Below are 12,909 nucleotides of genomic sequence, written 5' to 3'. Positions count from 1 at the left end.
CCCGGGCAGGATGCGCGGCACGAGATCGAGGGCCGCGCCATCCATGGCGATGACGTCGACCGGAATTTCCAGATAGACCGGCCGGGGCCGCCCGCCGGCGAAGAGGGCGAAGGCCCGGGCCAGGGCTTCCGCCAGTTGGCGCGGGTGCGAGATGGTCTGGGCGAAGGCGGAAACCCCGGCGGCGAGCGCGCGCTGCGACGGCAGTTCATGCAGCCGGCCCTCGCCGGTGCCGAGTTCGCTCGTCGCATTGACCGAGGCGATGACCAGCATGGGCACGGAATCGGCATAGGCCTGACCCATGGCGGTCAGGATATTGGTCAGGCCCGGCCCGGTGATGGTGAAGCAGATGCCCGGCCTTCCGGTCGCCCTGGCATAGCCGTCCGCCATGAAGCCCGCGCCCTGCTCGTGCCTTGGCGTCACATGGCGGATGGGCGAGGCGGCAAGGCCGCGATAAAGCTCGACATTATGGACGCCCGGAATGCCGAAGATCACTTCGGTGCCATAGGCTTCGAGCAGGCGGACCAGATTTTCGCCGACAGTCGGCATGATGCGGGGCACTCCTCGATATTCAGACAGATGATGGCACTCGCCGCCCCGGCGCAGGCCGGGGCCTTTCGACGGGACGGGCGCCCTTGCTGGCCCGAGATGCCGGCCTGCGCCGGCATGACGAGGGGGGACGCGCCGCATCCGTCATGTTGAAGGCGATCCTATCCGGGCAGGGCCACGGGCGCGAGTTCGGCCCAGCGGTCCACGGGGTCCGGGTTGCCGGGGGCGCTGCCGCCGCCCAGGTGGCGGACGACACCGGCGACGGCGTTCAGTGCCGTGGTGACGGCGCCTTCGGCCCAGCCGGCGGTCCAGGAAATATCGTCGCCGGCCAGGAACAGGCCGGCATGGTCGGGGGCGGCGTGGCCTTCGGCGAAATGGCTGAACAGCAGGCGCTGATAGCGGTAATGGCCGGGCAGATTGGCCTTGAAGGCGCCCATGAAATTGGGGTCCTGTTCCCAGCTGACCGTGACCGGCTGGCCGATGATGTGACGGCGGATGTCCACCCCGGGATAGATCTGGGCGAGGGAATGCAGCATCAGGCGCACCCGCTCGTCCACGGGCAGCGACAGCCATTTCAGGGCGTCGTCGTTCCAGGTGTAGGACAGGCAGATGACGCCCGGCCTGCCCTCGCCCTGATCGATCAGATAGGTGCCGCGCGTCAGCCGGTCCGACAGGGTCATGCTCATCGTGTCGCGGCCGGTCGCGGGATCGACATCCTTCCAGAACGGCCGGTCGACCATGACGAAGGTCTTCGACGCCTGCATGTAATGGGTGCGTTCCATCGCCATCCACATGGGGGCGGAAAACAGCTTCTCCTCGCAGTCGATGCGGGCCGACAGCAGCCAGACCTGGCAGGTGATGACGGCGGCGGCGAATTCCTCGGTATTGCCCCAGCGGTCGGTGATGGCGACGCCACCGCCGATGCCGCGCGCGATCCGGGCGACCGCCGGGCGGGGATTGCCGCCATGGAGCGAGGCCAGCGAGGTGCCGGCGGGCCAATGGGCGACGTCGGCCGGCGTGTCCAGCCACAGGCCGCGCGGCAATTGCTCGATCCCGCCGGTCACACTCCGATGGTCCTCGTCGGCGTTGGTATAGATGACGCGCAGGATCTCGAGCATCGAATTGGGGAAGTCGGTGTCCCAGCCGCCGGTGCCGAAACCGACCTGGCCGAAGATTTCCCGGTGGCGCCAGCTCAAGGCAGAGAAGGCCTTCGAGCGGCAGATGAAGCCATAGAAACTGTCTTCGTCGAGGCGGGCGACCCGCGGGTTCCACAGCGACTTGATACGGGCGACGTCGCGCGCCTTGATCGCCTCCTGCATGGCGGTGAAATCGGCGCCTTCGTCGAGGGCGGCGCGCCAGGCTTCCGCCACTTCGGCGAAGACCGGCGGCAGGTCGGCGAGGGTCCGGGCATAATGGCGCTGGCCGCCCAGCTCGATCACGGTCGAGGGGGTCGCGGGCGACAGCGGATTGGGAAAGGGCGTCGTCTTCAGCCCCATCTTGTCGATGTAATGATAGAGGGCGCGGGACGAGGGCGGAAAGCGCATGGCGCCGAGTTCCGCCAATGTGCCGTCGCCGCCCCGGAAGGGTTCGGAGCGCAGGCGCCCGCCGATCCGGTCGGCCTCGTAGACCACCGGGTGAAGGCCCAGCTTCATCAGCTCGTAGGCGGTCACGATCCCGGAAATGCCGCCGCCGACGATGGCGACGCGGATGCCGCGCGCCGCTTCGGGAAGACGGCCGAGGCCGGCGGGATGCTTCAGGAAATCGTCATAGGCGAAAGGAAAATCCGGCCCGAACATGGTCACGGGCGTGGTCTCCCCCGCCTCCGCCGGGATATGCGCGGCGGTCATGGCAGGGACCGGTAGAGGCCGGGCCGGCGGTCGGCCAGATAGGGGTTGGCGGCCCGCGCGGCCTCGGCGGCCGGGAAATCAATGTCGCCGACGATCACTTCCTCGCCTCGGCCGGCGCGGGCGAGGTCGACGCCATCGGGCGCGGCGATGACCGAAAGCCCGGCATAGGTCAGCTCGCCCTCGGTGCCGCAGCGGTTGGCGTAGACGATGAAGACCTGATTCTCGAAAGCCCGCGTCGGCACCAGCTTCTCGGGGATGAAGTCGAAGGGCAGCATCAGCGCGGTCGGCACCAGCACGAGTGCCGCGCCCTGCAGCGCGTAGCTTCGCACCGCTTCCGGGAATTCGACGTCGTAGCAGATCAGGATGCCGGTCTTCACCCCGTCGATCTCGAACAGAGGCGCGAGGCCGGCGCCGGGGGCGAAGGCGTTACGATCGAGATCGCCGAACAGATGGCACTTGCGATGATTGACGAGGGATGTGCCATCCCGGTCGAAGACCTGCGCCGAATTATAGACTTCGCCCGCCTCGCCCGCTTCGGGATAGCCATAGGCGATGGCGATGCCATGGGTCATCGCGATATCGGCGATGGCCCGGGCGGAAGGCCCGTCCGCGCGCTCGGCCGCCGCGGCGGCGCCGGCCGGGCCGATGTTGTAACCGCTCAGGACCATTTCCGGGCAGACGAGGACACGGGCGCCTCGCGCAGCCGCCGCCCGGGCCGCGCCGTCGATCCGGGCGAGGACGCCCGCCTTGTCGAGGGGATCGTGCGGGCCCTGGAAGGTGGCGATGCGCATTTCCGTGCTCCTTAACGCAAGGTCAGGACGAGGCGGCCTTCGACCTTGCCCTCGCGCAGGCGGTCGAGGGCGTCGTTGGCGGCTTCGAACGGCATGGTCTCGATCTGGCATTTCACGAGACCGCGCAGGGCGAAGTCAACCGCTTCCGCGAGGTCGAGGCGGGTGCCGACGTTCGAGCCGCGGATGGTGCGCTCGAAATTGGCGGTCAGGCTGATCGAGACCGGGATGCGGTCGGCGTCGGTCGGCGGCAGGCCGACGAAGACGGCGGTGCCCCCGGGGCGCAGCATGTCGAGCCCCGATTCGAAGGCGCGGGGCGAGGTGGCGCAGACGATGACGGCGTGAAGCCCGCCCCTGGTCGCGCTCCTGACCGCGTCGATCGCGCCCGGGCCGGCCAGCACCGTCACCTCGGCGCCGAGCTGGGCCCCCAGCGCCAGTTTCTCGAGGGCGACATCGATCGCGACCGGGCGAAAGCCCATGGCCTTGGCGTATTGCACGGCGACATGACCGAGGCCACCGATGCCGATGATGCCGACGAATTGCCCCGGCCGCGCGCCCGAGCGCTTCAACGCCCGATAGGTGGTGACCCCGGCGCAGAGAATGGGGGCGAGGGCGACGAGATCGGCATCTTCCGGCAGGGCGATGACGAAGTCGGCCCGCGCGACGATATGGCGGGCGTAGCCGCCGTCGCGGGTATAGCCGGTCGCCTCGCCCAGCGGGCAGATGGTTTCCATGCCGTTCAGGCAGGCTTCGCAGCGCCCGCAGGAGCCGCCCATCCAGGCGACACCGACCGGCTGGCCGACGCTCAGGTGATCGACCCCGGCGCCCAGTTTCGCCACGCGCCCGGTCACTTCATGGCCGGGCACCAGCGGGATCGAGGGCAGCGGGCTCCAGTCGCCATCGGCGGCATGGACATCGGAATGGCAGACACCGCAGGCGACGACATCGATCAGGACTTCCCCCGGGCCGGGAGAGGGGATCTCCCGGCATTCGAAGGACAGGGGGGCTTTCAGGGTGCGGATCAGGGCCGCGTTGGGCTTCGTCACGATCAGGTCCGCTTGTTCTTCAGGGCGATCACCTGCAGGCACAGGATCTCGAACATGATCTGGGCACCGAGCTGGGCGGTGTTGGTGGTGGCGTCATACTGGGGCGCGATCTCGACCACGTCGCCGCCGACGACATTGATGCCGGCGATGCCGCGCATGATCGCCATCACCTCGCGGCTGGTCATGCCGCCGATCTCGGGCGTGCCGGTGCCCGGCGCGAAGACGGGATCGAGGCAGTCGACATCGAGCGAGATATAGGTCGGGCCGTCGCCCACGACCTTCTTCACCGTCTCGATGATGGCATCGGTGCCGATCTTCGAGACATCCTCGGCATGGATCACGGTCATGCCGCTTTCGTAGGAGAAGTCCCACAGATATTCGGCGGCGCCGCGAATGCCGATCTGCACCGTGCGCTCGGGGTCGAGGTGGCCGGCCAGCACCGCTTCGCGGAACGGGCCGCCGTGCTGGAACTTGCTGCCTTCATAGGGACCGGAGGTGTCGCAATGGGCATCGAAATGCACCATGCCCACCGGCCCGTGCTTCGAGGCGACCCCGGCCAGGATCGACTGGGAAATCGAATGATCGCCGCCGATGGACAGCGGGATGATACCGGCGCCGCACAGCTTCTTGTAGAAGGCTTCGATGTCCTGATGGCAGGACTCGAGGCTGAAGCGGCTGCGGAAGGGCACGTCGCCGATATCGGCCACCTTGGCCTCGGCGAGGGGCACGACCTTCAGGAAATGTTCGTAAGGCCCGACGCGCTCGACCGTGCGGACGGCGCGCGGCCCGAAGCGCGAGCCGGCGCGGTTGGTGACGCCGAGGTCCATGGGAACGCCGACGAGGGCGATGTCGATGCCGCCGAAGTCGGGCAGGTCGGCGGCATCGGGCTTGTATTCCGCGTCGAGGAAGGTCGATACCCCGGCGAAGGGCATCATGCGCCGGCCACCCGCCGAGAACTGCACCGCGGCGACGCGCTTGAACTCGTCGCTGAACATCACGTCGCCGCCGGCGCTGCCGTATTTGGCGCGCAGGGCTTCGAGTTTCTTGGCATCGAACATGGCAATTCTCCTGAGATGAACGCGGTTACTCGTCCTTGGGCGACCAGGCGCCCATGAGCCGGGGAAGGTCGCCGAAGCGCGCGATCAGGCCGAAAACGGCGGCCGCGACGGCGACGAACAGAATGCTGACCGCCGCCATGGTCGGGGTGTAACCATAGCGCAGGGCATTGAAGATTTTGATCGGCAGGGTCTCGACCGTGAAGCCGACGACCATATAGGCGACGATATATTCGTTCAGCGACAGCACGAAAGCGAAGGCCAGCCCCGAGATGATATAGGGCCGGATCAGCGGGAAGACGATGGTGCGCAGCACGGTCTTCTCGTCCGCGCCCATGGTCGCCGCCGCTTCCACCAGGGCGCCGTCGATCGCATCGAAGCCGAGGGTCAGGGTGACGAGCGGCAGGGTCACGAAGAAGATCCCGTGACTGATCACCACCGTCCAGGGCTCGCCGTAAAGGCCGAGTTCCGACCAGAAGGCGAGGAAGCCGAGAGCGGTGATCACCGGCGGCAGGATGAAGGGCGCGAGGCCGAGGACCTGCACGATGCGCGCGAAGGGCGCGTGCCAGCGCCACAGGAACCAGGCGATGGGCAGGGCGATCAGCACGGCGAGCACCGAGGCGGAAGCCGCGACGCCGACACTGGCGAGGAGGGCCGAGAACCATTCGGGATTGGCGAAGATCTCGCCGAACCAGGCCAGCGAAAAGCCCTCGGGCGGGAAGGTCAGCGACTTCTTCTCGTTGACCGCGACCCCGGCGACGACGGCCAGCGGCGCGGCGAGGAAGAGGCCGAAACAGGCGAAGACGAGACGGGTCGGCCAGGGGCTCATCACGCTTTCTCCCGCTGTCCGAAGAGAAGGGACAGGCCGACGAGGCCGAGGCTGACGAGGACCAGGAACACCGCCATGGCCGAGGCGAAGGGCATGTTGGACTGGTAGATCGCCTGATCGGTGATCAGCACCGACAGCGTCCATTGCTGCGGCCGGCCGAGGAGCTGCGGCAGCAGATAGGAGCCGAGGGCGAAGACGAAGACCATGATGATGGTGGCGAGGATCGTGTTGCGGAGGGACGGCACGATCACGTTGAAGAAGGCCCGGAAGGGCGAGGCGCCGAGCGTGCGCGCCGCCTCGACCAATGTGGGATCGAGGCGTGACAGGGCGGGATAGAGCACGAGCACGGTATAGGGAAAGGCCTGATAGACCATGCCCGCCAGCACGGCGCCGAAGGAAGGGTAGAGCGAGACCGCCTGATCCATCAGGCCGAGGGCGACCAGAAGATTGGTGATGCCCGCGGTCTTCGAGAACAGGGTCGACCAGGCAAAGCCGATGATCACTTCCGAGAGCGACAGGACGGAGAGCAGGAAGACGAGCCAGACCACCTGCACCTGCCGGCGCTGACGCGCGAGGAGCCAGGTGAAGGGGAAGGCCAGCACCACGGCGACCACGGCGACCAGCGCCGACAGGCCGAGCGAGAAGCCGAGCACGCCGCCGAAGAAGGCGGTGAGGAAGCGCTGGTAATTGGCGAATTCGAAAGCCGGCTCGTAAAAGCCGCCCTGCACCCGGTGATAGAAGGAAATGGCGATCATGATGCCGAAGGGCACGACGAAGAACGCCAGCAACATGCCCGCCGGAAAGGCGATGGGGGCGTAATCCGCCAGGCGGCGCGGGCGCGGCTTGCTCATTTGGCCAGCACCACGCAGGCCTCGGCGGGAAATTCCACCGATACCGCCGCCCCGGCGCTCACCGAAGGCCGATCCTTGGGCGCGGTCACCGCGACGATTTCATGGCCCGCGACCTCGGCCCTGACCTCGACCGAGGCGCCGAGATCGCGGATGAAGGTGACGGTGCCGGGCAGGCGGTTGGGGCCGTCGCCTTCCGCATGGATCTTCACGTCTTCCGGCCGGATGGACAGGACGAGGTCGGCCGGAATGTCGGTGTCCGTGACCGTCAGCGTGCCGCCGCCGACGGCGATGCGGCCGGCGCCCGCCGCCGTGCCGGGCAGGAGATTGGTCATGCCGATGAAATCGGCGACGAAGGCGCTGGCCGGCCGGCGATAGACCTCGACCGGGGGCGCCGCCTGCAGGATGCGCCCCTCCGACATGACAACGACGAGATCAGCCATGGTCATGGCCTCGCGCTGGTCGTGGGTGACGACGATGGTGGTGATGCCCAGTTGCTGCTGCAGCTGCTTCAATTCGATTTGCATCGCCTCGCGCAGCTTGGCGTCGAGGGCGGACAGGGGCTCGTCCAGCAGGAACAGGCGGGGCGACAGGGCCAGCGCCCGGGCGATGGCGATGCGCTGGCGCTGCCCGCCCGAGAGTTTGGACACCGGCCGGTCGGCGACGCCGGGCAGGCGGACGAGGGCCAGCAGCCGCTCCGCCGCCGCCCGCTGTTCCTCTTTCGACTTGCCGCGGATGCGCAAGGGGTAGGCGATATTCTCGCCCACCGTCAGATGCGGAAACAGGGCGAGGGACTGGAACACCATGCCGAAGTCGCGCTGGTGCGCCGGGGCCTCGGTGATGTCGGCGCCATCGATCAGGATGCGGCCGGCGCTGGGCGCGTCCAGCCCGGCGATCATGCGCAGCAGGGTGGTCTTGCCGCAGCCCGACGGGCCGAGCAGGCAGACGAACTGACCGTGCGGGATCTGCAGGGCGGCGTCATGGACGGCGGTGAAGGCGCCGTAGCGCTTGACGAGATGATCGAGAACGAGGCCGGACATGCAAGGTCCTTCAGGGTCGAGATCGCCACGGCAGGCGCCACGGGAAGAGAAAGGGAGCGGAGAGGGCGAAGATACGCATCATCCCCCTCCGCCCCCGCCCGGCGGGCCGGGCAACTGCACACCCGCCCGGCGGGCCGGGCGCGGGTGTCGGGCGGGGATCAGCCGACGATCAGCTCGGTCCACTTCTGGCTCAGCCAGTCGGCCTTTTCCTGATAGATGTCGTAACGCGGCACGATCGGCGCGATCTCCGACGAGACGGCGGCAAATTCCTCGGGCGTCAGATCGGTCAGCTTTGGATCGATCGTGGGCGAGGTGCCGACCTTCCGCGACAGCAGGGCCTGAATCGACGGCTGGCACATGTATTCGATGAAGACCTGCGCCAGGTCGACCGCCTTCGAAGCCTTGGAGACGGCCCAGCTGCCGGAATCGTTGATGCCGCCTTCCTTGGGGAAGGTGGAACGCACCGGGTGGCCGTCGGCGGCGGCGAGGCCGGTGACGTCGTGGTAATACTGGCCCATCGGAATCTCGCCCGACTTCAGCGATTGCTCGAACTGCGCCTCGTCGCGGTACCACAGTTTCACGTTGGGCTTCAGCTCGGCGATCTTTTCCATCGCCTTCAGGATGCCCTCCTCGGTATCCAGCATCTTGGTGCCGCCGAAGAAGGTGGTCGCCGTCACCTCGAGCAGATAGCTGTTGGAGACGAGGGCCAGGAGGCCGAGCTGGTCCTTGTGCTTCACGTCCCACAATTCGGCCCAGGTGGTCGGCGCCTCGGGGAAGACCTTGGTGTTGGAGACGAGGGTGATGTACCAGGACACGGCGCCGACGCCGCACAGGCGGCCGTCCGGGTAGCGGTTCTGCAGATGGCTGTGGACCGCCTTGGCGCCGGGGATCTTCGCTTCGTCGAGCGGGGCCCAGAGTTCGACCGACGTGCCCTTCAGCATCGAGGTCTGCGAGATCATCGAGACGTCGGCCGGGGCTTGCTTGGCCCGCGCGGCCTGTTCGAGCTGGACGAGCCAGGCTTCGCCCGTCGGCTCGGCCACGGATTCGATGGCGATGCCGCTCGCCTTGGTGAATTCCGTGAAGATGTGCTTGTCGAAGGATTCCTTGAAGTAGCCGCCATAGACGCCGACCTTCAGGCTCTTGTCGGCGGCGCGCAGGATGCTCGGAAAGCCGACGGTGGAGGCGGCGAGGGCGGCGGCGCCACCGGCGAGCACGGCACGGCGGCTGGGCTTCAGGGGGCTTTTCTTGTGCATGGCTCGATCTCCCGGGACGGCGTCCTGCGATCACAACAACAGCGACGCCCTTGTGGAAAAATGAAGAAGAGTCGAAACTCACTTCGATTGGTATCGAAGTTTCGGCAATGGCACTGGATACGACTGACCTCAGATTGTTGCGCGTCTTCGTGACGATCGTCGAGTCCGGCGGTTTCGCCGCCGCACAGGCCAAGCTGAACCTGTCTTTGTCGACGATTTCCAGTCACATGACGGGGCTGGAGTTGCGGCTGGGCGTCACCCTGTGCCGGCGCGGGCGGGGTGGCTTTTCCCTCACCGCCGAAGGCCAGGCGGTCTATGCCGAGGTGAAACGCCTGCTCGGCACCATGGATCAGTTCGATACGCGGATGCGATCATTGCGCGACAAGCTGCATGGCACCTTGTCCATCGGCCTCGTCGACAACACGATCAGCGATCCGAGGGCGCCGCTGGAAAAGGTCTTCGCCCGCTTCGTCGTCGCCGCCCCCGAGGTGCGCCTGAACATCACGTCGGGCGCGCCGGACGATCTGCTGCGCGAAGTCGTCACCGGCACGCTGCATGTCGCCATCGCCTCCTTCCCGCGCATGGTGCTCGGCCTTGACTATCAGGATCTCTATGCCGAGCCGCAGCGTTTCTATTGCGGCAAGGATCATCCCCTGTTCGGGGTAGCCGACGCCGATATCGACGTCGACAGGGTGCGCCGGCACCGCATCGTCGGGCGCGATTACTGGGGTGGGCGCGACCTGAAGATTTTCGCCATCTCGGGCGCCCATGCCGTCGTCTCGGACATGGAGGCGGAAGCACGGCTGATCCTCTCCGGCGCTTTCCTCGGTTACCTGCCCGAGCATTACGCGGCGTCCTTCGTCGCCGCCGGCCGACTGCGCTCGATAAGGCCCGATCTGTTCAGCCGCGAGCAGCTGTTCCAGATCGCCCATGATCCCAACCGGGCGGAGAACGCGGCGCTTGATCTGATGCGGCGGATCGTGCTCGAAGAACTGGGGCCGCGAGCCCAGCTACAGGGGAAGCGTTAAAATCGATCTGTTCAGCGCAGGCGGGCTGGATGCCCCGGGCTTCGTGTTCTTTGGCGTCACCATCGTCACGGCGGCGGTGCTGCGCGCCTTTTCCGGTTTCGGCTTCGCGCTGGCGGCCATGCCGCTGCTTGTGCTCGTCATCGATCCGGCGCGGGCGGTCGTGCTCTGCGCCCTGCTTTCGCTGGCGGCCGGGCTGAAGAACCTGCGGCCCTCCTTGCGCGAGGCGGATCGGGTCCTGCTGAAGCCGTTGCTGATCGGCAGTCTGATCGGCACGCCGATGGGGGTCGCCGTGCTGGACTGGCTGCCGGCCGATGTCATGAAACTGCTGATCGGCTTCGGCGTTCTCGGCTCGGCCATTCTGTTGTGGCGGACCGGGGTGATGAGCGGGGCGGGGCGGTGGCTGGCGCTGCCGGTCGGCCTCTCGGCAGGGTTCATGGGCGGGGCGCTGGCGATCCCGGGGCCGCCCATCGTCGTCTTCCTGCTGGGCACCGAACCCGACGCGCGGAAGGCCCGGGCGACCCTGATGGCCTTCTTCAACGTCTCGGCCATGATTTCGCTGGCGGGCTATGGTGTCACCGGCAAGATCGACGAGATTTCGCCCCTGCAATTCGGCCTCGCCCTGCCTTGCCTGCTGCTGGGCGACTGGCTGGGGGTGAAGCTGTTCGAGCGCTATGGCGCCGCCCATCATCGGCGGATTTCGCTGCTCATCCTCGCCCTGATCGGGGTGACGGCGACGCTCAACGCCCTGCGCTGAGGCTTTCGATGATGCCGGCGGCCCGCCCGAAGGGGGAGCCTTCGCTGGCCGCGATCAAGCCGGCGGCGGCGGCGAGGCCGCGTTTGCCGAATTCGTCGCGCACGCTTTCCGCCAGCCAGGCGGCGCCCTGCTCGGCGCGCTGGGCCTTGCCGGCGCCGGTTCCGGTCAGGTGGCGGAAATGGTCGCCGAGGGCCGTCATCAGCCCATCGACGCCATTGCCCGTGCTCGACGACAGCAGAATGACCGGCACTTTCCAGCCCGTCACGTCTTCGGCGAGCGACAGGGCGCCGACCAGATCGGCCCGGGCCCGCGTCGCCGGGGCGCCGAGATCGGCCTTGGTGACGACGGCGACATGGGGAATCTCGACGATGCCCGCCTTCATGAACTGCAGCGAATCGCCGGAGGCCGGCTGCACGCAGAAGACGACCGTGTCGGCGACCTGTGTCACGTCGGTTTCCGACTGGCCGACGCCCACGGTCTCGATCAGCACCCGGTCGTAAGCCGCGCGCATCAGCACCATCGCCGGGAAAGTGAGGGCGGCGAGGCCGCCCAGCCGGTCCCGCGCCGCCATCGAACGGACGAAGATGCCCTGATCCTCGGCATCGATGATCAGCCGCGTGCGATCGCCCAGCAGGGCGCCGCCGGTGCGCCGCGACGACGGATCGACCGCGATCACGCCGACCGTCAGTCCTTCCCGCCGCCAGCGGTTGATGAGGGCGGAGGTCAGGGTGGATTTGCCCACCCCCGGCGGCCCGGTCAGGCCGATGACATGGGCGCGGGGGTTATCCCAGGCGGCGTCGAGCAGGGCGATGGTGGCGGCGCCATGCGGATCGCGCTCGATCCGGGCGAGGGCTTTCGCCATCGCGCCCTTGCCGCCGCTGCGAAGCTCGTCGAGGGTCATGCGCGCGTCGCCAGATGATGTTTCAGGAGGGGGATGCGGTCGTTGCCCCAGATCACCTTGCCATCGACAAGGAAGGTCGGCACGCCGAAGGCGCCCTTGGCCACCGCCTCGTCCTGGATCGCCTGGGCGGCGGCTTTGGTGCCGGCATCGTCGAGCAGGGTCTCGAAGGCGGCGGGGTCGAGGCCGATGCCGCGCGCGACGTTTACGATATCGGCCCGGCCGATTTCGCCGGCGCGGTCGGTCACGAAGATTTCGTGCTGCAGGGCCGGCACGAAAGCCTCGATCCGGCCCATGACATCGGCGGCGACACAGCCGAGGTTCAACTGGGCGGCATCATATTTCACGCGGCCGTGCGGCTCGCGGAACGGAATGCCATAGAGCGCGGCCCAGGCCTCGGCATCCAGCCGGCGCCAGGCGAAGTCATATTGCTTGGCCGGCGGCGCCCCGTCGAAGGGGGTGGAGCCGCCGCCCCGCGCCTGACGCACGAGGGCGATGGTGGTGACCGGCCGCCAGCGGAAGCGGACGCCGAATTCGGCCGCCAGTTTCGGCAGCTGGCTGACCGCCAGATAGGAATAGCGGCTGGAGGCGCCGAAGACGAAATCGATCGTGGTCATGGTGCCGCTCTCCCTTCGGGGCACCGAGTTTCCCTCCTCACCCTGCCCTCTCCTCCGAGGAGGAGAGCGACTGTCTTGCTGGTCAAGCGGTTTTTGCGCGCCATGGTTGATCATCCCTGATGATGGCATTGAGGATGGTGATGAGTTTCCGGGCTGTTGCGATGATGGCGACGAGCTTTGGCTTGCCGGCGGCGACGAGCCTGTCCCTGAAGGCCCTGAGGTCGGGGTTGTGGCGGGCGGCGACCATGGCGCCCATGAAGAGGGCGGCGCGGACGCCGGCCCTGCCGCCGCCGATGAAGCTCTTGCCGCGCCACTGGCCGGATTGCCGGGTCCAGGGGGCGAGGCCGGTCAGGGCGGCGA

14 protein-coding genes are annotated in these 12,909 nt (G+C 67.6%); 2 read left to right on the top strand and 12 right to left on the bottom strand.

Annotation, left to right across the window (positions count from 1 at the left end; all coding sequences use genetic code 11):
- The 9 genes from WAZ62_RS11185 to WAZ62_RS11145 form a co-directional block, all read right to left on the bottom strand.
- On the bottom strand, positions 1–546 hold a 546-nt coding region (locus tag WAZ62_RS11185; protein ID WP_422643608.1), incomplete at its 3' end, for a thiamine pyrophosphate-binding protein.
- Positions 547–707: 161 nt separating this feature from the next.
- Positions 708–2,393: a flavin monoamine oxidase family protein gene (locus WAZ62_RS11180; protein WP_422643607.1), complete on the bottom strand. Its 1,686-nt coding sequence runs from the start codon at positions 2,391–2,393 to the stop codon at positions 708–710.
- Positions 2,390–3,184: a carbon-nitrogen hydrolase family protein gene (locus WAZ62_RS11175; RefSeq protein WP_422643606.1), complete on the bottom strand. Its 795-nt coding sequence runs from the start codon at positions 3,182–3,184 to the stop codon at positions 2,390–2,392. The genes WAZ62_RS11180 and WAZ62_RS11175 overlap by 4 nt, the downstream gene beginning before the upstream one ends.
- A gap of 11 nt (positions 3,185–3,195) precedes the next feature.
- On the bottom strand, positions 3,196–4,227 hold the full coding sequence (locus WAZ62_RS11170; RefSeq protein WP_422643605.1) for a zinc-dependent alcohol dehydrogenase: 1,032 nt from the start codon (positions 4,225–4,227) through the stop codon (positions 3,196–3,198).
- A 2-nt stretch (positions 4,228–4,229) separates the two neighbouring features.
- Positions 4,230–5,285, bottom strand: coding sequence for an agmatinase (gene speB, locus WAZ62_RS11165; protein WP_422643604.1), 1,056 nt, complete (start codon positions 5,283–5,285; stop codon positions 4,230–4,232).
- A gap of 25 nt (positions 5,286–5,310) precedes the next feature.
- On the bottom strand, positions 5,311–6,111 hold the full coding sequence (locus WAZ62_RS11160) for an ABC transporter permease (RefSeq protein ID WP_422643603.1): 801 nt from the start codon (positions 6,109–6,111) through the stop codon (positions 5,311–5,313).
- Positions 6,111–6,962 (bottom strand): ABC transporter permease, encoded by an 852-nt coding sequence (locus WAZ62_RS11155; RefSeq protein WP_422643602.1) that lies wholly within the window; start codon positions 6,960–6,962, stop codon positions 6,111–6,113. The genes WAZ62_RS11160 and WAZ62_RS11155 overlap by 1 nt, the downstream gene beginning before the upstream one ends.
- Entirely contained in the window at positions 6,959–7,999 is a 1,041-nt protein-coding gene (locus WAZ62_RS11150) for an ABC transporter ATP-binding protein (protein WP_422643601.1), read from the bottom strand. The genes WAZ62_RS11155 and WAZ62_RS11150 overlap by 4 nt, the downstream gene beginning before the upstream one ends.
- Positions 8,000–8,157: 158 nt before the next feature.
- Positions 8,158–9,252: an extracellular solute-binding protein gene (locus WAZ62_RS11145; RefSeq protein ID WP_422643600.1), complete on the bottom strand. Its 1,095-nt coding sequence runs from the start codon at positions 9,250–9,252 to the stop codon at positions 8,158–8,160.
- A gap of 107 nt (positions 9,253–9,359) precedes the next feature.
- Between WAZ62_RS11145 and WAZ62_RS11140 the strand changes: the two genes are divergently transcribed.
- Positions 9,360–10,280: a LysR family transcriptional regulator gene (locus tag WAZ62_RS11140; protein ID WP_422643599.1), complete on the top strand. Its 921-nt coding sequence runs from the start codon at positions 9,360–9,362 to the stop codon at positions 10,278–10,280.
- 43 nt (positions 10,281–10,323) lie between these two features.
- Positions 10,324–11,034, top strand: a complete 711-nt coding sequence (locus WAZ62_RS11135; protein ID WP_422643598.1) for a sulfite exporter TauE/SafE family protein — start codon at positions 10,324–10,326, stop codon at positions 11,032–11,034.
- On the opposite strand, the gene meaB is transcribed toward WAZ62_RS11135, so the two are convergent.
- The 3 genes from meaB to WAZ62_RS11120 form a co-directional block, all read right to left on the bottom strand.
- Positions 11,018–11,935 (bottom strand): methylmalonyl Co-A mutase-associated GTPase MeaB, encoded by a 918-nt coding sequence (meaB, locus tag WAZ62_RS11130; protein ID WP_422643597.1) that lies wholly within the window; start codon positions 11,933–11,935, stop codon positions 11,018–11,020. The two genes, WAZ62_RS11135 and meaB, sit on opposite strands and share 17 nt — an antisense overlap.
- Entirely contained in the window at positions 11,932–12,549 is a 618-nt protein-coding gene (locus WAZ62_RS11125; protein WP_422643596.1) for a 2-hydroxychromene-2-carboxylate isomerase, read from the bottom strand. The genes meaB and WAZ62_RS11125 overlap by 4 nt, the downstream gene beginning before the upstream one ends.
- A gap of 82 nt (positions 12,550–12,631) precedes the next feature.
- Positions 12,632–12,909 (bottom strand): transposase (locus tag WAZ62_RS11120; protein WP_422643571.1); only part of this gene is annotated, 278 nt, incomplete at its 5' end.

It is taken from the genome of Zavarzinia sp. (assembly GCF_049306435.1).
Lineage (GTDB): Bacteria > Pseudomonadota > Alphaproteobacteria > Zavarziniales > Zavarziniaceae > Zavarzinia.
This window is presented reverse-complemented; position numbering and strand designations above follow the sequence as displayed.